The following is a 25,065-nucleotide window of genomic DNA, read 5'->3' on the forward strand; positions in this document are numbered from 1 at the left end:
GTTGACGGGAGTTACAGGCAGACTTCAACCTGTCCGGCATTGACCCGCACCGGCCAGGCCGCCACGGAGCGCGTTTCATCCTCCATGCAGTAGCCATCGCTAAGACGGAAACGCTGCTTTTTCAGCGGGCTGGCAACCCAGAGCGCATCCTGATGTTCAGCAATAATGCCGCGTGACAGCACGCTGGCATCGGCAAAGGGGTCGATATTGCTGATGGCATAGAGCTGCTCATCGTTGCGGGGACGGAAGATAGCAACCTGCTGGCCTTTGACCAGCGCGCAGACGCCCGTAGCGGGCAGGATCTGCGTCAGCGGGCACACCGGATTCCACTGGCTCATGATTCGGTCTCCTCAATCAGGGTCACGGCAATGCGTTCATCGGCGCGTGCCGGGCGGTGCTGGTCGCGCTCCGCGACCCGCTGCACGCCAGGATCGCGTTGCGGCGAGTTGATAAAGTGGGCAAAGCGCGTCAGGTGATCCTTATCTTCCAGCGTCGCTTTCCATTCACAGCTGACGCTGGCGCGCAGTGCGGCCAGCTGCTGCTCCATCTGGCCGTTGAGGCCAAGTTTGTCATCCACGATCACCTTACGCAGATAGTCGATGCCGCCTTCCAGACTCTCCAGCCACAGCGAGGTGCGCTGCAGTTTGTCGGCAGTGCGGATATAGAACATCATGAAACGGTCGAGATAGGTGACCAGCGTCTGCTGATCGAGATCGGCCGCCAGCAGATCGCCATGGCGCGGTTTCATGCCGCCGTTGCCGCAGACGTAGAGGTTCCACCCTTTTTCCGTCGCGATAATGCCGACATCTTTGCCCTGTGCTTCCGCACATTCGCGGGTGCAACCAGAGACGCCAAACTTCATCTTGTGCGGCGTACGGATGCCTTTGTAGCGGTTCTCCAGCATCACGCCGAAGCCGAGGCTGTCACCCACGCCATAACGGCACCAGGCGCTGCCAACGCAGGTTTTCGCCATCCGCAGCGCCTTGGCGTAGGCCTGGCCGGTTTCGAATCCGGCGTCGATCAGCTGTGACCAGATAGCGGGCAGATCGTCTTTCTGCGCGCCAAACAGACCGATGCGCTGAGAGCCGGTAATTTTGGTGTAGAGCTGATAGCGCTCGGCGATCTCGCCAATTACTTTCAGTCCCTGGGGCGTGATTTCACCGCCGGGCGAGCGCGGGATCACCGAGTAGGTGCCATCTTTCTGGATGTTGCCAAGGTAGAGGTCGTTGCTGTCCTGTAACGGCGCGTGCTGGGGTTTGAGCACATATTCATTCCAGCAGGAGGCGAGCAGTGAGCCAACCACCGGCTTGCACACTTCACAGCCATAACCCTGACCATAGCGGGCCAGCAGTTCGTCAAAGGTTTTAATCTCCTCTACCTGAATCAGGTGATAAAGCTCCTGACGTGACCAGGCGAAGTGGGCGCAAAGATGGTTATTGACCTCAATGCCCTGACGGCTGAGTTCACTGTTGAGAACCTGGGTGATCAGTGGGATACAGCCGCCGCAACCGGTGCCGGCACGGGTGCTGCTTTTCAGTGCTGCCACGGTATGACAGCCACCCTGTACCGCCTTAATGATGTCGCCTTTACTGACGTCAAAACAGGAGCAGATTTGTGCGGTATCAGGCAGAGAATCGACGCCGATGGCCGGTTTATCCCCGCTGCCGGCTGGCAGAATCAGCGCTTCCGGATTAGCAGGCAGCGGAATACCATTCAGCACCAGCTGCAGCAGGTTGCCATAATCGCTGGTGTCGCCCACCAGGACGGCACCCAGCAGGGTTTTCTGATCTTCGCTGATAATCAGGCGCTTGTAGATCGATTTGCTCTCATCCAGCCAGACCACGCTGCGAGCGCCTGGCGTGGTGCCGCGCGCATCGCCAATGCCGCCAACATCAACACCCAGCAGCTTCAGTTTGGCGCTCATGTCCGCGCCGGTAAACGCATTGTCGCGGCCCAGCAGATGGTCGCTGGCGACCTGGGCCATTTTGTAACCCGGCGCCACCAGGCCATAGACGCGATTCTGCCAGGCAGCGCACTCACCGATGGCGTAGATAGTGGGATCGCTGGTCCGGCACTGGTCGTCAATGGCGATGCCGCCGCGCGGCCCCAGTGCTAATCCACACTGCTTCGCCAGTTTGTCCTGCGGGCGAATGCCGGTGGAGAAGACGATGAAATCGACCTCCAGCGCGCTGCCATCAGCAAACTGCAGCGTTTTGCCGCCTTGCTCGTGATGCACAATCTGTTGGGTGTTTTTACCGGTGTGGACCCGTACACCCATCTGCTCAATCTTGCGACGAAGCTGCTCACCGCCTTGCTGATCTAACTGCTCCGCCATCAGCACCGGCGCAAATTCAATGACGTGGGTTTCAATGCCCAGATTTTTCAGTGCGCCCGCCGCTTCCAGCCCCAGCAGGCCGCCGCCAATCACCGCGCCGCGTTTGCTGCGGCGCGAACAGGCTTCGATGGCGTTGAGATCTTCGATGGTGCGATAGACAAAGCAGTCGCTGCCTTCGGCACCGTTAATTGGCGGGATCCACGGATAAGAGCCGGTGGCAAAAATCAGCGTATCGTAATGCACCGCGCGACCGGTACTGGAGTGGATGAGCTTCTCATCACGGTTAATGGTGATGGCGCGTTCACCCAACAGCAGATTGACCTGATGTTTGTCGTAATAGCCTTCACGAACCAGCGACAATTCTTCAGCGGTGTGATGGGAAAAGTAGGCGGACAGGTGGACACGATCATAGGCGACACGGGGTTCTTCACAAAAGACGGTCAGCGAAAACTGGTCAGGTTCCGCTTTCTCTAGTAATTCTTCTATGAAGCGGTGGCCGACCATGCCGTTACCGATAACGACGACATTGTGCTTGCTCATTTTTGCCTCAAATTTGCGATATCTGCGGCTACAATAGCGCGCCGTTTCTGGCACTTATTGATATACATCAACCACGACGCCATATACACATTAAGAGGTATATGGTTGATTTGAAATAATTTTTTCTGGTGCGGATAACCCGCTGATTATTCGGGCTTGCGGCGGGTCACCTGAATCGTGTTAGTTTTAAAACACAAAACCGGAAAAGGAGTCGGCAATGATGTCACCTAAGTGGATCAATAACGTGCGTTTACCCTGGCGGGATGGGTTATGGCAGATCGCCATCGCCGATGGCAAAATTGCCCGGCTCTCAGCCCAGCCGCAGCACGCTTCACCGGCGGATGAATCGCTGGACGGCGAGGGTGGCTTAGCCTGCGCGCCTTTTATTGAGCCGCATATTCATCTGGATACCACCCAGACCGCTGGCGAACCCGCGTGGAACCAGTCCGGGACGCTGTTTGAAGGCATTGAGCGCTGGGCTGAACGCAAAGCCATGCTCAGCCATGAAGATGTTAAGCGGCGGGCGATGCAGACGCTGAAGTGGCAGATTGCCAACGGCATTCAGTTTGTCCGTACCCATGTTGACGTTTCTGACCCGTCACTGACGGCGCTTAAAGCGATGCTGGAGCTAAAGGCAGAGATGGCGCCGTGGATCACTATCCAGATTGTTGCTTTTCCCCAGGAGGGTATTCTCTCTTATCCCAACGGTGAAGCGTTGCTGGAGGAGGCATTGCGGCTGGGCGCGGATGTGGTCGGCGCGATCCCGCATTACGAATTCACCCGTGAATATGGCGTTGAGTCGCTGCATAAAACCTTTGCGCTGGCTAACCGCTATGATCGGTTGATCGATGTTCACTGCGATGAGATCGATGATGAACAGTCGCGCTTTGTGGAAACCGTGGCGGCGCTGGCGCATCGCGATGGCAACGGCGCGCGCGTGACGGCCAGTCATACCACCGCGATGCACTCTTACAATGGCGCGTATACCTCACGACTGTTTCGACTGCTTAAGCTGTCGGGCATTAATTTTGTCGCGAATCCGCTGGTCAATATTCACCTGCAGGGCCGCTTTGATACCTACCCTAAGCGGCGCGGCATTACGCGGGTGAAAGAGATGCTGGAGGCGGAGATTAACGTCTGTTTCGGCCACGACGATGTGTTCGATCCCTGGTATCCGCTGGGCACCGCCAGCATGCTGCAGGTGCTGCATATGGGCTTACACGTCAGTCAGTTGATGGGCTATGAGCAGATTGATGCGGGTCTGGATCTGATTACGCATAACAGCGCGAAGACGCTGCAGCTGTCAGGCTATGGCATTCAGACCGGCAACGATGCCAGCCTGATTATTCTGCCGGCAGAGAGTGGTTTTGATGCGGTAAGAAGGCAGGTTCCGGTGCGCTACTCGCTGCGTCGCGGCACTGTGGTGGCAGAGACGAAACCTGCAGAAAGCGAGATTTACTGGCGGGAGCGGGAGCGGATAGACTTCCGGCGTTAAACAGCAGGGCGGCGATCAATCGCCGCCCTGAATGATTAATGCGTAACGTGACCGTGCGAGCGATGTTTAGTGACCAGCCCCAGCAGGACACACATCACAAACACCACCGCGTAGAGGCCGTTGGCGGTGGCCAGCGCCGTGTGCACGCCGCTCTTCTCAACAATCGGCGCGGTCACCACGAAGGTCAGCATGGTGCCGACGGTGCCGCAGGTCAGAATAAAGTTCACCAGTTTCGGTGACGCTACTTTGGTCTGCAGCGAGCCGAGCGTGATGATGGTGGTGTAAATTGCGCTGGAGCTGAAGCCCAACACCATAATGATCCACTTCAGCATGCTGGCATCGCTGCTGCTGACGAACCAGTACATCAGTACGGTAGCCAGTCCCGCCAGTACCATCAGAATGCGTTGCAGATCGAAGAAGCGCAGCAGGAAGCTGAAGGCCCACATACCCACCATATACGCGGTCCAGAAGCTGCCCACCAGTTGTCCGGCATCATTAATATTCATGCCCATGACTTTGGTGGCATATTCCGGCACCCAGGAGATAAAGCCAAGCTGGCCCAGAATGTAGCAGAGCGCCGCCACTGCCAGCAGCAGCACGCCCACACCCCATTTTTCTTTCTCAACTGTCGGGCTGTTTTCGGGCTTACGCAGCACCGGGAACTCGACAAACAGCGTCATGATGAAGATCGCGACGTAGATAAAGCCGATGCAGACGTAGACCCAGTACCACGGCAGCTGACGCGCCAGCAGAATCCCCGCCAGCACCGGAAACAGCGTGCCCGCCATGCTGAAGAAGGAGTCGGTAAACAGCAGGCGCGAACCGCGCTGGCGGCCTTCATACATATGGGTGATCAGGAAGGTGCCGATCGACATAGTAATGCCGCTGACCACGCCCAGCACAAACATACAGAGCGAGAAGACGGTCAGATCGCGGCTGGTCATCAACCCGATTATCGCCAGTACCATCAGGACGAAGCCGAAAATCAGCTGACGCTTCAGTGGCACAATCACCATCAGCCAGGCGTTCAGGAAAACCGCCGCCAGGATGCCGCTGTTGAGGAAGGTGAAGGTATTACTCATGCTGGAGATGGGGATCTGGAAATCTTTTGCGATATCGCCCATTACCATGCCGGTAACAATCACCAGCGCGCCGGTAAGCGCGTAGGAGAAGAAGCTTATCCAGGTGAGGCCAATACGATTACGGTTTGTCATGTTCTGAACCTGTTGAGAACCGGGTGCCAAAAAGTGTCAGAAAGTGTAAACGGAACCGTGATCTTAATAAACAACCAGTGAAACCAGAGATCCATATTTCATGTGTTGTGTGATTTTAATCACGTAATTGCCGGGGTTTAACGTTTGCTCCCCTCATTTGCTGCCACAGCGTAAATATAGGTAAAACGCTGGCTCCTGGAATAGAGTCTCTTTACAATCAATCACGTTTTTGTGCCCGCTCTCCCAGGTAAGGAATCTTTCATGTTTAAACGTACTTTAACAGCGGCCATCACCCTGTTAGCGCTCTCTTCCGTTTCCGCCCAGGCGCTGGCTGCAAAAGGTGACACCCACGTTCTGCTCACCACCTCCGCCGGCAATATCGAACTCGAACTGAATAACCAGAAAGCGCCGGTTTCTGTGAAAAACTTCATTGATTACGTCAACAACGGTTTTTACAACAACACCATTTTTCACCGCGTGATCCCGGGCTTTATGGTGCAGGGTGGGGGCTTCACTACGGACATGCAGCAGAAGCAGACCAACGCGCCGATCAAGAATGAAGCGGATAATGGCCTGCGTAACCTGCGCGGCACGATTTCCATGGCGCGTACCGCCGATAAAGACAGTGCGACCAGCCAGTTCTTCCTCAACGTCGCGGATAATGCATTCCTCGATCACGGACAGCGCGATTTTGGCTATGCCGTATTTGGTAAGATTGTGAAAGGTCAGGATGTGGTTGAAAAAATTTCTCAGGTACCGACCAAAGATGTGGGTCCTTACCAGAATGTTCCATCCAAACCGGTAGTTATCCTCTCCGCCAAAGTCCTGCCTTAAGTCCGTTCGTCGCCATCTGCGGATGGCGACCGCCTGCCGCATCCGGCAAAGCCAGAATTTGCTCTTATACTTAGGGCAAAAACCTGAGCAGGAGGCGGCATGGCGAACAAACTCACCGAAAAACAGAAGGTCACCCTGTGGCGACAGCGGCGTAGCGCCAGCTATCAGGCCAGCTGTCGGCTGGAAGGCTTCTCGCCAAATGAAACCAGCGTAAACAGCGATGATGCGGCCGCACGTCTGGCGTCACTGAGGAGGCAATATGGACTCTAATACCGCCGTCAGCCAGGATCCCTATCTGTGGCAGCATGACAATGTGCTGAAAAACCTGCCCGATATTCACGATGCCGCGCAGCTGCGTAAGGCGGAGCTGAGTTTTAGTGCGGCGCGTGCCGCCACGCTGGAGCTGGGCCCACGTAATCCTGGACTGCCTTACCTGCGCCAGATCCACCGTACGCTGTTTCAGGACGTCTACAGCTGGGCTGGTGAACTGCGCACTATCGATATCTGGCGCGATGAGACGCCGTTCTGTCATTTCGAATATATCGAAAAGGAAGGTAACGCCCTGATGGCCGCGCTGGAGGAGGAGAAGGGCCTTGCTGACCTGCCACGTGACGCGTTTATTGAGCGTGTTGCCCACTACTACTGCGAAATCAATATGTTGCATCCTTTCCGCCACGGAAACGGTCGGGCGCAGCGGATTTTCTTTGAACAGCTGGCGCTGCATGCCGGTTATCTGCTCTCCTGGGAAGAGACTGACGCTGAAAGCTGGAAAGCGGCGAATCAGGCCGGTGTGGCCGGAGACCTGACTCTGCTGGAGCAGGTATTTGCGAAAATGGTGAGCGAGGCGGCTTAACCGCGTAGAATAGCGGCGCGGGTAATTATTCTGGACTGGCCATGCTGCTGCTTATCGACAATTACGACTCCTTTACCTGGAATCTTTATCAATATTTCTGCGAGCTGGGCGCGCAGGTTCAGGTGGTGCGCAATGATGCCATCACGCTGGAGCAGATGGCGGCGTTACCGCTGACTCATCTGGTGATCTCCCCTGGTCCCTGCACGCCGTCGGAGTCAGGCATTTCGCTGGCGGCGATCCGGCATTTCGCCGGTCAGCTGCCGGTGCTGGGCGTCTGTCTGGGCCATCAGGCAATTGCGCAGGCGTATGGCGCGCAGGTCGTGCGTGCGCGTCAGGTGATGCACGGCAAAACCTCTGCGATTCAGCACACTGGCCAGGGCGTGTTCCGCACTCTGAATAATCCACTAACCGTGACCCGCTACCATTCGCTGATTGTACAGCGCGACTCCCTGCCAGATGCCTTCGAGGTGACTGCCTGGACGGTGCGTGACGGCGAGCCTGACGAAATTATGGGATTCCGCCATAAAACCCTGGCGCTGGAAGGCGTGCAGTTCCATCCCGAAAGCATTCTCAGCGAGCAGGGACATCAGCTGCTGCGCAATTTCCTTGAGCAATAAGTTGCCTTTGAGTGATTTTTTATGCATATTTTGTGATTATTATTTCAAAGTTGCACATCAATCATCTAAATGGGGTCATCAATGGCAGCGGAAAAAATTGCGGTCACGCGGGAGACGTTCGATAACGTTATTTTGCCTGTTTATGCACCTGCGCAGTTCGTGCCGGTAAAAGGCAAGGGCAGTCGTGTATGGGATCAGCAGGGCAAAGAGTATATCGATTTCTCAGGTGGTATCGCCGTCACCGCACTTGGACACTGCCATCCTGCGCTGGTCGAGACGCTGAAAAGTCAGGGCGAGACGCTGTGGCACACCAGCAACGTCTTCACCAACGAACCGGCGCTGCGTCTTGCCAGTAAGTTAATTCAGGCGACCTTTGCCGAGCGGGTCTTCTTCGCTAACTCCGGGGCCGAAGCCAACGAGGCCGCCTTTAAGCTGGCGCGCTACTACGCCTGCAAACGTCACAGCCCATTCAAAAGTAAGATTATCGCCTTTCATAACGCCTTTCATGGCCGGACGCTGTTTACCGTCACGGTCGGCGGACAGCCAAAATATTCTGATGGGTTCGGGCCTAAACCGGCGGATATCGTCCATGTGCCGTTCAATGATCTGAACGCAGTGAAAGCGGTCATTGACGATCATACCTGCGCCATTGTGGTTGAACCGATTCAGGGGGAGGGTGGCGTCGTGCCCGCAACGCAGGAATTTATGCAGGGACTGCGTGAGCTTTGCGATCAGCACCAGGCGCTGCTGGTGCTGGATGAAGTGCAGAGCGGCATGGGGCGCAGCGGCAAGCTATTCGCCTATGAGCATTATGGCATCCAGCCCGATATTCTGACCTCAGCCAAAGCGCTGGGCGGCGGTTTCCCGGTCAGCGCCATGCTGACCACTAACGAGATCGCCTCGACCATGGCGCCGGGCGTGCATGGCACCACCTATGGCGGCAATCCACTCGCCTGCGCCATCGCCGAAACTGCGCTCGATATTATCAATACGCCGGAGGTGCTGGCAGGCGTTGAGACACGTCGTCAGCACTTTGTCACGGCGCTGCAGGCCATCGATGCGAAGTATGATCTCTTCAGCGATATTCGCGGCAAGGGTCTGCTGATTGGCGCGGCGCTGAAACCGCAGCATGCCGGTAAAGCACGCGATATCCTGAATGCCGCGGCCGCAGAAGGCGTGATGGTGCTGGTTGCCGGCACCGACGTGATGCGTTTTGCCCCGTCACTGATCATTGAGCCTGCCGATATCGAAGAGGGCATGAGCCGCTTCGCCACGGCCGTCGGCAACGTGCTCAACGGCTAGCTTAGTTTTTACGTAAGCGTCTGATCAGCCAGCGGCCATGTTGCGGCCGCTGGTTCCACGCCAGCGATGAAATGGTGTACATCACGCTCAGATGATCGAGAATGCGCCGCACATGCTGCTCCACCACCGTGATCGGTCCCTCACTGATGTTCTCCAGCTCATCCAGCAGGTTAACCTGTGAGCTTTCACCATCATATTCCAGCCGCTGCTGACACCGCTGCAGCGCGATTTCACAGGATTGCAGGTAACGCTCAGCCAGCGAGGCAGTGAGCATGGTGTGCTCACGCGCCAGAATCGTCATGGCGTTGATATGCTCGACGATAAACTGACTGTGCGTGACCCAAAGCCGCATATCACTCAGATAGCGGGAGTTGAACGCGGGTTCCTGCATCGCCTGATTCAGTGAGTTAAACAGCGCATTGTGTGCCTGATTGACCTTCACCCGCTGATAAGCCAGTTTCTCTGGTGACTGTTCGTCACCCAGCAACAGCCGCAGCGCATCCTGATAAGTTTCCAGTGCGTCATGGGCGTTCTGCCGCAGTAAGCCGCTCTGCCACTGCGGCCACAGCCAGAGCATCCCGCCAAAGGCGATCAGACAACCCATCAGCGTATCCATGAGTCGCGGCAGCAGAAACTGCGCGCCATTCAGCGACAGCAATTGCAGCGAGTAAACCGCCGTGACCGTAAAGCCAATCATCGACCAGCCATAAAACTGGCGGGTAAAGCGATAGCTGATAAAAGTAATTGCCAGCATGATCAGCAGCACCAGCGACTCCGGCACCGCCATGCGCAGCGTGGCGGCCGCGATCACCAGACCGGCAAAAGTGCCCAGCGCCCGGTGCTGAATGCGGACACGGGTAGCGCTGTAGCCGTTCTGGCTGACGAACATGATGGTCATCAGGATCCAGTAGGGTTTGGGGATGTTGAAGAACAGCGCCAGCGCGCTGCCCAGCATCAGCATCACCGCAAAGCGGCCGGCAGTGCGCAGGGCCGATGAGCGAAACGAGAGATAACTGCGCAGTGCCGGTAACAGCGGCAGACGGCGCTGGCGGTCAGCCATCAGATCGCGCTGATAAAGGGGTTTCTGGGTGCGCAGGACCCGCGCGATGCGGTTGAAGTGGTAAAGGCAGAAGTTACCCACCGGATTGTCGGGATGCTGATGGGCGATTTTCTCCAGCGCGCCGAGCTGTTTATCCATCGCAAAGCGATCGGGTAGCTGGTGATAGAGAATGTTATCCGCCAGCACCCGCAACCGGGCCGAGATGGTTTTGGCATTCCAGCGGATCACCGCTTCGGCGTGGCTCTGTTCGACCAGCTTCTGCACCTCTTCCGGCCGATGCAGGCTGACCGAGATATGTTCCTGCAGATCCAGCGCCACCTGAAAGGCGCGCGTCAGCCGTTTATGGCTGTGATCGCGGCTTGCCGACAGCATATGCATCTGCTGATAACAGGTGTTAATCAGATCGACCACTTTCTGCTGACGAGCCAGCAGCGGCGGCAGCGCCTTTTCTGGATCGGTCAGCTGCGTCAGCAGGGTATATTTTGCGTCGCAGTAGTTAGCCAGCTCGCGATAGATCAGGCTCAGGCTTTCGCGCATTGGCTGCTCTTTCCACAGCCAGAACCAGAACCAGTTAAAGAGCCCGTACCATAGCGTGCCGCCGATATAGAGCAGCGGGGGAACATAGATTGGCATGCGGCCAATCAGGCTCAGGGTAAAGATGGCGGCAATCAGGGTGCCGGGCAGCAGACGACCATGCAGCGGGCTGATCTCCCCGGTAACGCCGAGCAATAAGGGCATGGCAAACAGAATCAGCGGCAGCGGAATAGCATGCAGGGTGAGCCACTGCATCAGAAAGCTGCCGAGGGCAAACAGGCTGCCGCCAACAATCAGGCGTTTGAAGAAGCGTTTATGCGGGGTATCCAGACCGGCGATGTTGCAGCAGGCGGGCACTAATGAGAACAGCAGACCTTTTTGCAGGTCGCCAGCCAGCCAGCCCAGCGCCACCGGCAGACAGAGCACCAGCGTTTGCCGCAAGGCGTAGTTAACTTCAGGATGGTAAATAATTCGACGCCACATCGGCCCAACACAAACAATAACGGCGTGATGTTGCCATCACGCCGTGGGTGACAGGAATTAGCGGGTGCCGTAAACGACGATGGTTTTGCCGTGTGCGGAGATCAGGTTCTGATCTTCCAGCATCTTCAAAATACGGCCCACGGTTTCACGTGAACAACCAACAATCTGGCCAATTTCCTGACGAGTGATTTTAATTTGCATGCCGTCGGGATGCGTCATGGCATCTGGCTGCTTCGCCAGGTTGAGCAGGGTCTGTGCAATGCGTCCGGTTACGTCGAGGAAAGCGAGGTTACCCACTTTTTCAGACGTCACCTGCAGGCGACGCGCCATCTGCGATGAGAGTCGCATCAGGATGTCAGGGTTAACCTGGATCAGCTGACGGAATTTCTTGTAAGAAATTTCCGCCACTTCGCACGCGCTTTTCGCACGTACCCAGGCGCTGCGCTCCTGGCCTTCTTCGAACAGGCCAAGTTCACCAATAAAATCGCCCTGATTCAGGTAGGAAAGAATCATCTCTTTGCCTTCTTCATCTTTAATCAGAACCGCAACGGAACCTTTCACGATGTAGTAAAGCGTTTCTGCTTTTTCACCTTGGTGAATCAGCGTACTTTTGGATGGATACTTGTGAATATGGCAATGGGACAGGAACCATTCGAGTGTAGGGTCTGTTTGCGGTTTGCCGAGAACCATTCGCTATTATCCTCTGTTGTAATCGTGCCCAAAATACAGGGGGCAGTTTTCCCTGTCAGGCGGTGAAAGCTTCAAGCGTTTCCATTTCAGGAAATTATTCGGGCCGCATCAGGCGCAGTGCGCATCATCCTTCCCGGCTTCGTCATCGGGTGACGAAAAATATTTTCAGCACTGTTTGTAGCACAGCTTTTGCCGACTGTCTTCTGTTGTCTCGCTTCAGCTACGGGCGGATTTCTCTGGATTGCTGTTTACCAGGCGAAAGCGTACTCTGGCGACAAAACAGCGTATTCCGGAGCAAAAATCATGCAGGCAAGAGTGAAATGGGTAGAAGGGCTGACATTCCTCGGAGAATCCTCATCCGGCCATCAGATACTGATGGATGGAAATTCGGGTGATAAAGCGCCCAGCCCAATGGAGATGGTGCTGATGGCGGCGGGCGGATGCAGCGCGATTGACGTGGTATCAATTCTGCAAAAAGGCCGAAACGATGTGGCTGATTGTGAAGTAAAACTGACCTCAGAACGTCGTGAAGAGGCGCCGCGAATCTTTACGCACATCAACCTGCATTTTATCGTGAGTGGTAAAGCCCTCCAGGATAAAGCGGTATCACGCGCCGTGGATCTTTCTGCTGAAAAATATTGCTCTGTGGCCATCATGCTGGGTAAAGGCGTCAACATTACGCATAGCTATGAAGTGATCGAACTTTAGTACCAGCAGGGATCTTTTAAGGTCGCGGGCAAAATCTGTCGTGCTCTGCTGTCAGACTGTGCCTGCGCTGGGAACCGGGTCAGATCGGAAAGTCGCTTAAGCCAATCCCTGGCCGCTCGGCCCGCGCGATTACGCACCTCATCCCTGAGGTGCGCCCGTAGCCGGGCCAACGCGTTGCGTTGTTCAAAAACGCTCCCGGCGTTTTTATCCGGGCGGCGGGACGCTTTCCTCTTCTGACCCGGTTCCCAGCGTGTTGAACTTATCTATTGCTGCCAGATTCTTTCTGCCCAGGCGTTGTCTGTAGCGACCTTCCTGAAACCGGATGCGGTTGCCGGACGTGAAGCGAAGGGAGCATATACCTGTAGCAAAGCATCGCGGGCCAGGGATGGCGGTTTTGCGTCTTTGCGAAAGGTTTATGCTCCCTGAAGCCTGCTCAGCGGTAAGTCTTTAGCCGCAGGAAAGCCAGTTTTACCATCTTTATGAAAGACATCTGCTCTCAGAGCGGTTTTTGCTGGCCTCTTACTCTATTCGCTTACCTTCCATCAGCCGCTTCACCAGCGGACCCATGATCAACTCCATCGCCAGACCCATTTTGCCGCCAGGCACCACCAGCGTATTGATGTGCGAGATAAACGAGCCCTGCAGCATCGCCAGCAGGTAGGGGAGGTCGATATCTTCCAGCGCCTGGAAGTGGATCACCACAAAGCTCTCATCCAGTGACGGAATAGAGCGGGCAGCGAACGGGTTTGAGGTATCGACCGTCGGGACGCGCTGAAAGTTGAGGTGAGTGCGTGAGAACTGTGGTGTGATGAAGTTGATGTAATCTTCCATCGAGCGCACTACCGAATCCATGACCGCTTCACGTGAATGGCCGCGCTCGCCGGTGTCGCGCACCAGCTTCTGTATCCACTCCAGGTTCACAATCGGCACCACGCCAACCAGCAGATCAACCTGTTCTGCTACGTTGTGCTGCGCCGTCACCACACCGCCGTGCAGCCCTTCGTAGAAGAGAATATCGGTGTTCTGCGGCAGCGGTTGCCACGGCGTAAAGGTGCCGGGCACCTGATTCCACGGCACCGCTTCATCGTAGGTATGCAGATATTTACGCGACTGGCCCTGTCCGCTCTGACCATACTCTTTAAAGCTCTGCTCCAGCAGGCCAAAGTCATTGGCTTCCGGGCCAAAGTAGCTGACATGACGTCCTAAATCGCGCGCCTTACGAATCGCCATATCCATTTCAGGGCGGGTAAAGCGGTGAAAACTGTCACCTTCCAGCTCCGCCGCATGAAGATCGAGCTGCTGAAAGATTTTGCGAAACGCCACGCTGGTGGTGGTGGTCCCTGCGCCGCTGGAACCAGTCACCGCGATAATGGGATGACGTGCAGACATAGAAAAGCTCCCTGTGAGGTCGGGCAATAGGCATTGTTAACACGAAATGCCGTTGGGTGCATCAGCCACGAAATTCTTTGCGCGGCATGATATTGACCGATTCGTGCAGTTCCGACCACACCAGTACCACTTCACCCGTTTCCAGCTGACGTCGCACATCGGCCACCTTGTCGATCAGGCTGCGTTCCTGCTCGCCATAGTCCGTGCCTTCGCGCAGCACAAAGGTTTCAATCAGATTTTCAAGGGTCTCAGGTGAGACCTGTTGCCAGGGAATAATCACGAGATCAGTTATCCAGAAAAGGGGCGATCCACTGGGGGATACGCTGTTCCAGCCACATTTCAGGCTGGCGTAATGTCCCACCAACAAAACCTACATGGCCGCCGTGTGGTGTCAGTTGATAAGTAATAGTGGCAGATAATTGGCTGCTGTGCGGGATCACCTCATCACTCATAAAAGGATCATCTTTGGCGTGAATGATCAGCAGCGGTTTCTCTGCGTGCTTCAGCCAGGGCATGGCGCTGGCACGATGATAGTAATCGGCCGCATCCAGAAAACCGTGGGCGCGGGCGGTAATGGCATCATCAAAATCGCGCAGTCGCCGCAGCGATTTCAGCTGCGCCAGATTGACCGGCAGCGTATCCGGCCAGGCGTGCAGTTTGCGGCGGGCATTTTTCTTGAGCTGCGCCAGCAAATAGTATTGATAGACGCGTGAGAAGCCGCGTTCCAGTTTTAGGCTACAGGGCTCCAGCAACAGCGGAGCGGAGACAATGACGCCCGCGTCTACCTCAGCGGCTGCGCCCTGCTGGCCCAGCAGGCAGCCCAGCATGTTACCGCCCAGCGAGAAACCGACCGCGGCGGTGGGTACGCGGCCCCAGCGGGTGCGCAGCCAGTGCAGAAAAAAACGGGCATCTTCGGTTTCGCCGGAGTGATAGATGCGGTTGAGCCGATTCGGTTCGCCGCTGCAGCCGCGAAAATGCATCACCACCGCCAGCCAGCCGCGCGCATGGCAGATCGCCATCAGTCCATGAATATAGGGGCTATGAAAACTGCCCTCCAGCCCATGAAACAGCACCACGCGCGGTTTATGCTGCGCGAACTGCGGATCTTCACTCCAGGCGAGATCGACGAAGTCGCCATCCGGCAGGTCGAGACGTTGCCAGTGGGGATCGCCCGTGATACGACGACGTAGCAGGCGCGGCAGCAGGGTCTGCAGGTGCGCGTTACGCAGACTCTCAGGAGGCGTGAAGTGCTCGTTTTCCGGTCCGGTAAATTTCATGTGGTAAAAGCTTGTCTGTTCCATATCACACTGTTAGCTTCGATAAGTTTTTTCTTGCAGGGTAAGGAGTACCCGATTGCCATGGAACTGAGTCTTTTCTTATCAATGTTGGGATTTCTTTGGGTCGCGGCCATTACGCCCGGGCCTAATAATATGTTACTCACCGCCTCGGGCGCTAATTTTGGCTTTATGCGCACCATTCCGCTGATGATTGGCATCATGATCGGGATGCAGGTGATGCTGCTGATGGTGGCCTTTGGCGTCGGCGGGCTGATCCTGCTCTATCCTTCGCTGCACCTGGTGCTGAAAATCGCCGGTAGCCTCTATCTGCTCTGGCTGGCATGGAAGATAGCGACGTCCAGTTATGAGAAGCTGGAAACCGATCAGGCGCCGGATGCGCCGATGCCCTTCTGGCAGGGCGGATTGTTGCAGTTGATCAATCCCAAGGCCTGGCTGATGGCGCTGGGCGCGGTCGCCAGTTTCAGCCTGGCCGGTGACGCATATCGCCATTCAGTGATGGCGATAAGCATCGGCATGTTTCTGGTTAATCTGGTGTCGGGTGTTATCTGGATGGGATTTGGTGCGATGATCGGCCGCATTCTGCGCAGCCGTCGCGCCTGGAAAATCTTTAACCTCGCCATGGGGCTGCTGACCGCTGCCTGCGTGCTGTTAATCTGGCACTAAGTTAGCTGGATGCGCGTTCAACGCGCGTCCACGGCAGCACCTCGCGGATGACTGGCGCATTAGCATTGCGGATCTTTTGCAGCAGCAATTGCACGCTACGCGCGCCCAGCTGGTTCATCGGCTGCTCGATGGTCGTCAGCGGCGGATTCAGGCTGCGGGTAAACGACACGCCATCAAACCCGACCACCGCCAGATCTTCCGGCACGCGCAGACCCGCTTCCAGCGCCGCATGCACCACGCCTACCGCCAGCACATCTGAAACCGCAAACACCGCATCCGGCGGTTCCGGCAGCGCCATCAACTCCCTCAGCCCCTGACTGCCCGCCTCACAGGAGATTTCGTAAGTGTAGGAGACGCCGGACCACGCATACCCCAGCTCCTCAATCGCCTGCCGGTAGCCCTTTTCACGATGATGTGAGTAAAGGTAACGCATGTCGCCATTGATCAGCCCGATGCGTTTACGCCCTTTACCGGCAAGGTAGTGGACGGTGTCGCGCGCGGCTTCAAGGTGATCAATGCTGACCGAGGAGGCGGGGATATCCGGATCAAATTCGCAGCACTGTACCCAGGGCGCCCCGGCAATGAGCGCCTGCAAATCCTGTAAACCGGAGGCCGCATCCATAGTAATTACGCCATCCACCACTTTTCCGGTCAGCAGGGAGAGATAGGCGGCTTCACGCTGGAGCTGCGAGGCGGAGTTACAGAGCAGGATGTGATAGCCGTGCAGTTCCGCTTCGGCCTCGATGCCCTGAACCACGCGTGAACAGAAGGGATTGGTGATATCCGAGATCAGCACCAGCAGCATGTTGCTTTGCGACGTACGCAGCTGACGCGCCAGTAAGTTGGGCTGATAGTCGCAGGCAGAGATTGCCGCCAGAACTTTCTCACGCGTATCGGGCTTCACGCCGGGATGCGCGTTGAGAACCCGCGATACCGTGGCTTTGGAGACGCCAGCCAGCTGAGCGACTTTCTCGATCGACATCGGATTCAGAAACCTTAACAGGCAATAATTGGGAACGCATATGAATAGCACAGGGACAATGTGAGCGCCTGACATTTTTGCTTACTTTAGCTATTTTCAGCATTTGCGATTTTTAACTTTGTTTTGCAGATAGTGATCTAAGAACTTATTTCTATTAGGGATAATTTTTAATTCCTTTATGAAACTATAGCGCGCAGAGACACTGCCTCCACTATAAAAACGGTGGGGTAGTGATCATGGCAGCAACACGTTTAACTTTTTTAGCCGCAGCGCTGGCGCTGCTGGCGTTTCGGGCTGATGCGGTCAATGTCACCGTGGCTTACCAGACCTCGGCTGAGCCGGCGAAAGTGGCGCAGGCTGACAACAGCTTTGCTAAAGAGAGCGGGGCCAGCGTTGACTGGCGCAAGTTTGACAGCGGCGCCGGGGTATTACGTGCGATGGCGTCCGGTGACGTCCAGATTGGCAATATCGGTTCCAGTCCGTTAGCGGTCGCGGCGGCGCAGAAGCTGCCGATTGAAGCCTTTTTACTCGCCTCTCAGCTGGGCAACTCTGAAGCGCTGGTGGTGAAGAAGAACATCACTACGCCCAAAGATTTAATTGGCAAACGCATCGCGGTGCCGTTCATCTCCACCACCCACTACAGCCTGCTGGCTGCGCTGAAACACTGGGGCATCAAACCGTCACAGGTACAGCTGGTCAATCTGCAGCCGCCAGCGATTATTGCTGCCTGGCAGCGTGGCGACATTGATGGCGCTTACGTCTGGGCACCGGCGGTTAATGAGCTGGAAAAAGAGGGCAAGGTGTTAACCGACTCTGCGGAAGTGGGAAGCTGGGGATCGCCGACGCTGGATGTCTGGGTGGTACGCAAAGATTTTGCTCAGCAGCATCCGGAGATCGTGACTGCTTTTGCCCGCAGCGCGCTTGACGCGCAGCAGGCCTACCTGAACAGCCCCGACAGCTGGCTGAAGCAGTCCGATAACCTCAGCAAACTCTCTCGCCTTAGCGGTGTGCCGGAAGCACAGGTGCCCGGTCTGGTGAAGGGCAATACCTACCTCACGGCGCAGCAGCAGGTTGAGCAACTGGGCAAACCGGTCAATAAAGCGATCGTCGATACCGCGCAGTTTCTGAAAGCACAGGGCCGGGTGCCGCAGGCGGATAACGACTACAGCAGCTATGTGACCTCCCGTTTCGTCGAGCCATTAGTTAAACCTTAAGGAGGCACTATGCTGCGCATCGCTCACCTTAATGCCCGTTATGCCGGACAGCCGGTGTTGCAGGATATCAATCTGCAGCTGGATAGCCATGAACTGCTGGTGGTGCTCGGCCCCTCCGGCTGCGGCAAAACCACACTGCTCAATCTGGTTGCCGGTTTCCTGCCGGTGGAGTCGGGCAGCATCACGCTGGATAACCAGCCGGTGACCGGGCCTGGTGCGGAGCGCGGCGTGGTGTTTCAGCATGAAGGATTACTGCCGTGGCGCAACGTGCTGGATAACGTCGCCTTTGGCCTGCAGCTGGCGGGGATGTCACGCCCGGATCGCGACGCGATTGCCCGCCGGTTAATCAGGCAGGTGGGGCTTGAAGGTGCGGAAAAGCGCGCCATCTGGCAGTTGTCCGGTGGTCAGCGTCAGCGGGTGGGCATTGCGCGTGCGCTGGCTACCGATCCACAACTGCTATTGCTGGATGAGCCTTTCGGCGCACTGGATGCCTTTACCCGAGAGCAGATGCAAACCCTGCTGCTGACGCTGTGGCGCGACAGCGGTAAACAGATTCTGTTGATTACGCACGACATAGAAGAGGCGATTTTCCTGGCCAGCGAACTGATTCTGCTGTCGCCAGGACCGGGCCGCATCGTAGAGCGGCTGCGTCCTGGCTTTGGTCAGCGCTTTGCCGCGGGAGAGTCGTGCCGCAGCATCAAATCCGATCCGCAGTTTATCGCCCAGCGCGAGTATGTGCTGAGCCGGGTCTTTGATCAGCGGGAGGCGTTTGCATGAGTGCACTCATCAATGACAAGTCTCTGCCGGTGCGCCGTCGTTTGCGCTGGCCGTTTTCAACCGCCTTTACGCTGAGCATGCTGAGTCTCTCTCTGCTGTTGCTGCTCTGGTGGGGCGTGACCGCGCTGGGCCTGATTGCCCCGCTGTTCCTGCCGTCGCCGCAGCAGGTGTTAAGCAAGCTGCTGCTGATTGCCAGCGCGCAGGGCTTTATGGATGCCACGCTGTGGCAGCATCTGGCCGCCAGCCTGACACGAATGCTGATTGCGCTGACTGCCGCTGCCGCCATCGGCATTCCGGTAGGGATCCTGATGGGCCTCAGCCCGGTCGCTCGCGGGTTGCTCGATCCTCTGATTGAACTCTATCGCCCGATTCCGCCACTCGCCTATCTGCCATTGATGGTGATCTGGTTCGGCATTGGTGAGACCTCGAAAATCCTTCTGATCTATCTGGCGATTTTCGCGCCGGTGACGCTTTCCACCCTGGCCGGTGTGCGTAACACGCAGCAGGTCCGACTGCGTGCGGCGCGCTCGCTGGGGGCTAATCGCTGGCAACTGCTGCGCTGGGTGATTCTGCCAGGCGCGTTGCCGGAGATCCTCACCGGTCTGCGCATCGGTCTGGGGGTTGGCTGGTCAACGCTGGTGGCCGCTGAGCTGATTGCTGCCACGCGGGGTCTGGGTTTTATGGTGCAGTCAGCAGGAGAATTCCTCGCCACCGATGTGGTGCTGGCGGGTATCGCGGTAATCGCCTTTATTGCTTTTAGCTTAGAACTCGGGCTCCGCGCGTTGCAGCGCCGTCTGACGCCCTGGAGTGGAGAACAATCATGAACGAACGTCTCAGTTTTACCCCGCTTGGCCCGTACATTGGCGCGCAGGTCTCAAACCTGGATGTGTCTCGCCCATTGAGTGATGCTCAGTTTGAGCAGCTTTATCATGGCCTGCTGCGTCATCAGGTGCTGTTTCTGCGTGACCAGAAAATAACGCCGGAACAGCACCGCGCGCTGGCAATCCGCTTTGGCGATCTGCACATCCATCCGGTCTATCCGCATGCGGAAGGCGTCGAGGAGATTATCGTGCTGGATACCCATCAGGATAATCCGCCAGATAATGACAACTGGCATACCGATGTCACCTTTATTGATACGCCGCCAGCGATCGCCTTGCTGGCCTCGAAGGTATTACCGGAGTCGGGGGGTGACACGCTCTGGACCAGCGGCATTGCGGCTTACGAAGCGCTCTCTGAACCCTTTAAGCAGCTGCTGGCAGGTCTCCATGCCGAGCATGATTTCAAAAAGTCATTCCAGGAGTATAAGTACCGCAAAACGGAGGAGGAGCATCAGCGCTGGCAGCAGGCGGTAGAAAAACATCCGCCGGTGCAGCATCCGGTCATCCGCACCCATCCGGTCAGCGGCAAAAAAGCGCTGTTTGTGAATGAGGGCTTTACCACGCGGATCGTCGATTTAAGCGAGAAAGAGAGTGATGCGGTGCTGGGCTTTCTGTTTGCGCACGCCACCAAACCGGAGTTTCAGGTGCGCTGGCGCTGGCAGCCAGACGATCTGGCTATCTGGGATAATCGGGTCACTCAGCATTATGCCAATGCTGATTACTATCCTGCCCGGCGCATTATGCAGCGGGCAACGGTGCTGGGCGATAAACCTCGTTAAAAGAGAATCTCCCCGCTCGCGGGGAGATTTTTTTATGAGGCCATAATCTGTTCGAGCTGTTCCTGCGCTTCCAGCCACGCCATCTCCACCTCTTCCAGCGCAGATTTGCTCTCCGCCTGACGCTGCAGCGCGGTGGTCAGGTCCGCTTTACGGCTCTGTTCATAGATAGCGCTGTCTGAGAGCTGAGCTTCGGCTTCGGCCAGCTGGCTCTGCCATTTGCTCATCTGCTTTTCCAGCTTCTCTATCTCTTTGCGCAGCGGTTGCGTCTGGGTGCGCAGTTCAGCATCACGACGCTTCTGGTCTTTACGCGCCTGGGCACTGTTGCCGTTATCCTGCTTCGGCGCGGCATCCTGTTGCGCCTGCTGCTTCTGCAGATCGCTCAGCCACTTCTGATAATCTTCGAGATCGCCTTCAAACACATCCACTTTGCCATCATGCACCAGATAGAGATCGTCGGTGGTCGCGCGCAGCAGATGTCGGTCGTGCGATACCACGACCAGCGCACCTTCGAAGTCGATCAACGCTTCGGTCAGCGCCTGGCGCATATCGAGATCGAGATGGTTGGTGGGTTCATCCAGCAGAAGCAGGTTAGGGCGCTGCCAGACAATCAGCGCCAGCACTAGTCGCGCTTTCTCTCCGCCGGAGAAGCGCTCAGTGATTTCAGTGACTTTATCGCCGCGGAAATCGAAGCCGCCCAGATAGTCGCGCAGCTGCTGTTCCAGCACCTCAGGCGCAATACGCGACAGATGCTGCAGCGGTGACTCATCAGCTCGCAGATACTCCAGCTGATGCTGGGCGAAGTAACCGAGCTTGATCCCTTTCGCCAGACCCATCTTGCCGTCCATCGCCTCCAGCTCACCCGCCAGCAGCTTAATCAGGGTCGATTTACCGGCACCGTTACGTCCCAGCAGGCCGATGCGCGAGCCGGGGACCAGGTTGAGCTTGATGGCGTCGAGAATAATACGATCGCCATAACCCGCAGTGACCTTCTCCATCTTCATCAGCGGATTAGGCAGGTTCTCCGGCTTGCGGAAAGTGAAGCTGAACGGGTTATCGACATGGGCGGGCGCAATCATTTCCATGCGCTCCAGCATCTTGATGCGGCTCTGCGCCTGCTTCGCCTTGGTGGCCTGAGCGCGGAAGCGATCAATGTAGCTGTGCAGGTGCGCCACTTTCTCCTGCTGGCTCTCATACAGTGACTGCTGCTGAGCCAGTTTGGCGACGCGCTGCCGCTCAAAGGAGCTGTAGTTGCCGGTATATTCGAACATCGACTCCTGTTCGATATGAATAATTTTGTCGATGACGGGATCGAGGAAGTCACGATCGTGCGAGATCAGGATCAGCGTGCCTTCATAACTCTTCAGCCAGCGCTCCAGCCAGATCACCGCATCGAGATCGAGGTGGTTGGTCGGTTCATCCAGCAGCAGCAGATCGGAACGGCAAATCAGCGCCTGTGCCAGGTTGAGGCGCATGCGCCAGCCACCCGAGAAGTCGCTGACCGGGCGTTGCAGCTGTTCCTGACTGAAGCCCAGACCATGCAGCAGGCTTGAGGCGCGCGCATGGATGCTCCACGCCTGCACCGCGTCCAGCTTGCCATGCAGCAGCGCGATGGCATTGCCATCGTCACGCAGATTGGCGTCCGCCAGTTCTGCTTCAAGCTGGCGAAACTGGCGATCGCCATCAATCACGTACTCCAGCGCGGCTTTATCCAGCGCAGGGGTTTCCTGATTCACCCAGGCCAGCGCCCAGTGAGTGGGGAAAGTGACGGTACCGGCATCGCTGGTGATTTCACCTTTTAACAGCGACAGCAGCGTGGATTTTCCACAGCCGTTTTTACCCACCAGCCCGACCTTCTGGCCGGGATTAATGGTGGCGGTGGCATTGTCGAGCAGGACGCGGATGCCGCGGCGAATTTGTAAGGCTGAGAAGACAATCATGTAAGCGCCGTATCGTCAGAATATGTTAATTTACTGGCAACATAATGAGATTTTGCTGCGTCGTGCATGGTAGCGGAAAACCGCACCAATGACGACGCTTTGGAGGGAAAGGATGTCGCAGCCACCCAGGGTTTTGCTGCTTTATGCTCATCCGGAATCACAGGATTCGATCGCCAATCGGATTCTGCTGCAGCCGGCTCAGGCACTGGAACACGTTACCGTGCACGATCTGTACGCAACCTATCCGGATTTTTTTATCGATATTCACCATGAACAACAGCTGCTGCGTGAACATGATGTCATCATTTTTCAGCATCCGCTCTATACCTATAGCTGTCCGGCGCTGATGAAAGAGTGGCTGGACAGAGTTCTGTCGCGCGGTTTCGCCAATGGCGTGGATGGCAATGCGCTGGAAGGAAAGTACTGGCGCAGCGTCGTCACCACCGGAGAACCGGAAAGTGCCTTCAGACATCAGGGTCTGAACCGCTATTCGCTCAATGACATTATGCGTCCTTTTGAGCTGACCGCGCAGATGTGCCGTATGCACTGGATGCCGCCGATGATCGTCTACTGGGCGCGTCGTCAGAGTCCTGAATTAATGAAAAATTACGCCCGCGCCTATGGCGACTGGCTGGCGGCACCGCTGCCGAATGGAGGGGTATAGATGGAAGGGCAAACGCTGCTGACCGCCGGGGTGATTTATCTGGTCGCGGCGGTATTGATTGTACCGGTGGCGGCTCGCCTCGGTATTGGTGCAGTTCTGGGCTATCTGGTGGCGGGTATCGCTATCGGCCCGTGGGGATTAGGCTTTATCAGCGACGTCGACGAGATTCTGCACTTCTCTGAGCTCGGCGTGGTGTTCCTGATGTTTATTATCGGGCTGGAGCTGAACCCGGCAAAGCTGTGGGCGCTGCGCCGCTCCATTTTTGGCGTCGGCGCGGCGCAGGTGATCTTCTCAGCGGCGATTCTGGGCGGCTTATTGTGGCTGACCAACTTTAGCTGGCAGGCTGCGATCATTGGCGGCATTGGTCTGGCGATGTCCTCGACCGCCATGGCCCTGCAGCTGATGATGGATAAAGGCATGAACCGCAGCGAAGCGGGGCAACTGGGCTTTTCGGTGTTGCTGTTTCAGGATATCGCGGTGATCCCAGCCCTGGCGCTGATCCCGCTGCTGGCCGGAACCGACAGCGGTCATATCGACTGGATGAAGGTCGGCATGAAAGTACTGGCGTTTGCCGGCATGCTGGTAGGCGGACGCTATCTGCTGCGGCCTATCTTCCGTTACATCGCTGCGTCGGGCGTGCGCGAAGTCTTTACCGCCGCTTCGCTGCTGCTGGTGCTGGGCTCGGCGCTGTTTATGGATGCGCTGGGTCTGTCGATGGCGCTGGGGACCTTTATTGCCGGGATCCTGCTGGCAGAGAGCGAGTACCGGCATGAGCTGGAAGTCGCCATCGACCCGTTTAAAGGTTTACTGCTGGGCCTGTTCTTTATTTCGGTTGGCATGGCGCTCAACCTCGGTGTGCTCTATACCCATATTGTGACCATCCTGCTGGGTGTCGTGACGCTGGTGGCGGTGAAAACGCTGGTGCTCTATCTGCTGGCGCGCATTTATGGCTTGCGCAGCTCTGAGCGGCAGCAGTTTGCTGGCGTGCTGAGTCAGGGGGGCGAGTTCGCCTTTGTGCTCTTTTCAGCGGCCTCCTCGGCAAAGCTGTTCTCTGGCGATCAACTGCCGATGCTGCTGGTGACGGTGACCCTGTCGATGATGACCACACCGCTGCTGATGAAGGGAATCGATCGTCTGCTGGCACGCCGCTTCAATGAGCCGGATGACGAGGCAGAGAAACACTTTGTCGAAGACGATCAGCCGCAGGTGATTGTGGTGGGTTTTGGTCGCTTCGGGCAGGTGGTGGGTCGTTTGCTGATGGCGAATAACAAACGCATCACCGTGCTTGAGCGCGACATCAGTGCAGTCAGTCTGATGCGGAAATATGGCTATAAGGTCTATTACGGCGATGCCACTGAACTGGAGTTGCTGCGGGCAGCCGGTGCGGCCAGCGCTCAGGCGATTGTGATCACCTGTAACGAGCCCGAAGATGTGATGACGATTGTACATCTGTGCCAGCAGCATTTTCCGCAGTTGCAGATTCAGGCGCGCGCCCGGGGCCGTGTAGAAGCGCATGAACTGCTTCAGGCGGGCGTCACGCAGTTCTCGCGTGAGACCTTCTCCAGTGCGCTGGAGCTGGGACGTAAAACGCTGATGACGCTGGGGATGCATCCGCATCAGGCGCACCGCGCCCAGCAGTATTTCCGCCATCTTGATATGCGGATGCTGCGCGAGCTGATGCCCAATCTCTCTGAAAGCGCGCAGGCTTCGCGCGTCCGTGAAGCGCGGCGTGAACTGGAAGATATCTTCCAGCGTGAAATGCAGCGCGAAAAGCGGCAGATCGACGGCTGGGACGATGATGAATAACCTCTTTAAA

24 protein-coding genes are annotated in these 25,065 nt (G+C 56.7%); 14 read left to right on the forward strand and 10 right to left on the reverse strand.

The window, feature by feature from the left end; genetic code table 11:
* Positions 1 to 11 precede the first annotated feature (11 nt).
* Positions 12 to 338 carry a nitrite reductase small subunit NirD gene (gene nirD, locus ACX8ZY_RS01875; RefSeq protein ID WP_010253107.1) on the reverse strand — a complete coding sequence of 109 codons (327 nt, stop codon included), beginning with the start codon at positions 336 to 338 and terminating at the stop codon, positions 12 to 14.
* Positions 335 to 2,875, reverse strand: coding sequence for a nitrite reductase large subunit NirB (gene nirB, locus ACX8ZY_RS01880; RefSeq protein WP_421665191.1), 2,541 nt, complete (start codon positions 2,873 to 2,875; stop codon positions 335 to 337). Before nirB ends, nirD begins: the two co-directional genes overlap by 4 nt.
* A 217-nt stretch (positions 2,876 to 3,092) precedes the next feature.
* On the opposite strand from nirB, the gene ACX8ZY_RS01885 reads away from it, so the two are divergent.
* Positions 3,093 to 4,370, forward strand: coding sequence for a cytosine deaminase (locus ACX8ZY_RS01885; protein WP_163763316.1), 1,278 nt, complete (start codon positions 3,093 to 3,095; stop codon positions 4,368 to 4,370).
* A 35-nt stretch (positions 4,371 to 4,405) separates the two neighbouring features.
* Here the strand turns inward: ACX8ZY_RS01885 and tsgA are convergent, their stop codons facing one another.
* The gene (tsgA, locus tag ACX8ZY_RS01890; protein ID WP_010253099.1) at positions 4,406 to 5,584 is read right to left on the reverse strand and encodes an MFS transporter TsgA; all 1,179 of its coding nucleotides are present in this window, start codon (positions 5,582 to 5,584) and stop codon (positions 4,406 to 4,408) included.
* 261 nt (positions 5,585 to 5,845) lie between these two features.
* Between tsgA and ppiA the strand changes: the two genes are divergently transcribed.
* The 5 genes from ppiA to argD all read left to right on the forward strand — a co-directional run bounded on the left by ppiA (position 5,846) and on the right by argD (position 9,190).
* Entirely contained in the window at positions 5,846 to 6,418 is a 573-nt protein-coding gene (gene ppiA, locus ACX8ZY_RS01895) for a peptidylprolyl isomerase A (RefSeq protein ID WP_459260604.1), read from the forward strand.
* A gap of 99 nt (positions 6,419 to 6,517) precedes the next feature.
* A complete protein-coding gene (locus ACX8ZY_RS01900) occupies positions 6,518 to 6,688 on the forward strand; it encodes a YhfG family protein (RefSeq protein WP_010253095.1) in 171 nt (56 codons plus the stop codon).
* Complete coding sequence (locus tag ACX8ZY_RS01905) at positions 6,678 to 7,271, forward strand: putative adenosine monophosphate-protein transferase Fic (RefSeq protein WP_163763315.1); 594 nt, start codon at positions 6,678 to 6,680, stop codon at positions 7,269 to 7,271. The genes ACX8ZY_RS01900 and ACX8ZY_RS01905 overlap by 11 nt, the downstream gene beginning before the upstream one ends.
* A 41-nt stretch (positions 7,272 to 7,312) precedes the next feature.
* Complete coding sequence (locus ACX8ZY_RS01910) at positions 7,313 to 7,888, forward strand: aminodeoxychorismate/anthranilate synthase component II (protein WP_033758980.1); 576 nt, start codon at positions 7,313 to 7,315, stop codon at positions 7,886 to 7,888.
* Between the two features lie 81 nt (positions 7,889 to 7,969).
* Positions 7,970 to 9,190: a bifunctional acetylornithine/succinyldiaminopimelate transaminase gene (gene argD, locus ACX8ZY_RS01915; RefSeq protein ID WP_022624054.1), complete on the forward strand. Its 1,221-nt coding sequence runs from the start codon at positions 7,970 to 7,972 to the stop codon at positions 9,188 to 9,190.
* A 1-nt stretch (position 9,191) separates the two neighbouring features.
* Here argD and ACX8ZY_RS01920 read toward each other — a convergent pair whose 3' ends face one another.
* Positions 9,192 to 11,267 carry a YccS/YhfK family putative transporter gene (locus ACX8ZY_RS01920; protein WP_010253083.1) on the reverse strand — a complete coding sequence of 692 codons (2,076 nt, stop codon included), beginning with the start codon at positions 11,265 to 11,267 and terminating at the stop codon, positions 9,192 to 9,194.
* Positions 11,268 to 11,324: 57 nt separating this feature from the next.
* On the reverse strand, positions 11,325 to 11,957 hold the full coding sequence (crp, locus tag ACX8ZY_RS01925) for a cAMP-activated global transcriptional regulator CRP (RefSeq protein ID WP_003852956.1): 633 nt from the start codon (positions 11,955 to 11,957) through the stop codon (positions 11,325 to 11,327).
* A 303-nt stretch (positions 11,958 to 12,260) separates the two neighbouring features.
* Between crp and ACX8ZY_RS01930 the strand changes: the two genes are divergently transcribed.
* A complete protein-coding gene (locus ACX8ZY_RS01930; protein ID WP_010253071.1) occupies positions 12,261 to 12,665 on the forward strand; it encodes an OsmC family protein in 405 nt (134 codons plus the stop codon).
* Between the two features lie 519 nt (positions 12,666 to 13,184).
* Here ACX8ZY_RS01930 and ACX8ZY_RS01935 read toward each other — a convergent pair.
* The 3 genes from ACX8ZY_RS01935 to ACX8ZY_RS01945 form a co-directional block, all read right to left on the reverse strand.
* A complete protein-coding gene (locus ACX8ZY_RS01935) occupies positions 13,185 to 14,054 on the reverse strand; it encodes a phosphoribulokinase (RefSeq protein ID WP_459260605.1) in 870 nt (289 codons plus the stop codon).
* A 61-nt stretch (positions 14,055 to 14,115) separates the two neighbouring features.
* Positions 14,116 to 14,334, reverse strand: a complete 219-nt coding sequence (locus ACX8ZY_RS01940) for a YheU family protein (RefSeq protein ID WP_010253066.1) — start codon at positions 14,332 to 14,334, stop codon at positions 14,116 to 14,118.
* 4 nt (positions 14,335 to 14,338) lie between these two features.
* Positions 14,339 to 15,355 (reverse strand): hydrolase, encoded by a 1,017-nt coding sequence (locus tag ACX8ZY_RS01945; protein ID WP_421665192.1) that lies wholly within the window; start codon positions 15,353 to 15,355, stop codon positions 14,339 to 14,341.
* A 57-nt stretch (positions 15,356 to 15,412) separates the two neighbouring features.
* On the opposite strand from ACX8ZY_RS01945, the gene ACX8ZY_RS01950 reads away from it, so the two are divergent.
* Positions 15,413 to 16,015, forward strand: a complete 603-nt coding sequence (locus ACX8ZY_RS01950) for a LysE family translocator (RefSeq protein ID WP_010253059.1) — start codon at positions 15,413 to 15,415, stop codon at positions 16,013 to 16,015.
* Position 16,016: 1 nt separating this feature from the next.
* On the opposite strand, the gene ACX8ZY_RS01955 is transcribed toward ACX8ZY_RS01950, so the two are convergent.
* A complete protein-coding gene (locus tag ACX8ZY_RS01955; protein ID WP_031593718.1) occupies positions 16,017 to 16,997 on the reverse strand; it encodes a LacI family DNA-binding transcriptional regulator in 981 nt (326 codons plus the stop codon).
* A gap of 236 nt (positions 16,998 to 17,233) precedes the next feature.
* Between ACX8ZY_RS01955 and tauA the strand changes: the two genes are divergently transcribed.
* The 4 genes from tauA to tauD are packed head-to-tail and all read left to right on the forward strand — an operon-like array spanning position 17,234 to position 20,648.
* Positions 17,234 to 18,211 carry a taurine ABC transporter substrate-binding protein gene (gene tauA, locus ACX8ZY_RS01960; protein WP_010253052.1) on the forward strand — a complete coding sequence of 326 codons (978 nt, stop codon included), beginning with the start codon at positions 17,234 to 17,236 and terminating at the stop codon, positions 18,209 to 18,211.
* A 9-nt stretch (positions 18,212 to 18,220) separates the two neighbouring features.
* Positions 18,221 to 18,988: a taurine ABC transporter ATP-binding subunit gene (gene tauB / locus ACX8ZY_RS01965; RefSeq protein WP_010671580.1), complete on the forward strand. Its 768-nt coding sequence runs from the start codon at positions 18,221 to 18,223 to the stop codon at positions 18,986 to 18,988.
* Positions 18,985 to 19,812, forward strand: a complete 828-nt coding sequence (gene tauC, locus ACX8ZY_RS01970; RefSeq protein WP_010253046.1) for a taurine ABC transporter permease TauC — start codon at positions 18,985 to 18,987, stop codon at positions 19,810 to 19,812. The genes tauB and tauC overlap by 4 nt, the downstream gene beginning before the upstream one ends.
* Complete coding sequence (gene tauD / locus ACX8ZY_RS01975; RefSeq protein ID WP_307618474.1) at positions 19,809 to 20,648, forward strand: taurine dioxygenase; 840 nt, start codon at positions 19,809 to 19,811, stop codon at positions 20,646 to 20,648. The genes tauC and tauD overlap by 4 nt, the downstream gene beginning before the upstream one ends.
* Before the next feature lie 32 nt (positions 20,649 to 20,680).
* Here tauD and ACX8ZY_RS01980 read toward each other — a convergent pair whose 3' ends face one another.
* Entirely contained in the window at positions 20,681 to 22,585 is a 1,905-nt protein-coding gene (locus ACX8ZY_RS01980; RefSeq protein WP_010671582.1) for an ABC transporter ATP-binding protein, read from the reverse strand.
* Between the two features lie 112 nt (positions 22,586 to 22,697).
* Here ACX8ZY_RS01980 and kefG point away from each other — a divergent pair, with 112 nt between their 5' ends.
* Positions 22,698 to 23,249 carry a glutathione-regulated potassium-efflux system ancillary protein KefG gene (gene kefG, locus ACX8ZY_RS01985; RefSeq protein WP_421665193.1) on the forward strand — a complete coding sequence of 184 codons (552 nt, stop codon included), beginning with the start codon at positions 22,698 to 22,700 and terminating at the stop codon, positions 23,247 to 23,249.
* The gene (gene kefB, locus ACX8ZY_RS01990; RefSeq protein WP_010253035.1) at positions 23,250 to 25,055 is read left to right on the forward strand and encodes a glutathione-regulated potassium-efflux system protein KefB; all 1,806 of its coding nucleotides are present in this window, start codon (positions 23,250 to 23,252) and stop codon (positions 25,053 to 25,055) included. It abuts the gene before it with no gap.
* Positions 25,056 to 25,065 lie beyond the last annotated feature (10 nt).

The organism is Pantoea sp. XAF26B01_ASV70 (genome assembly GCF_054512635.1).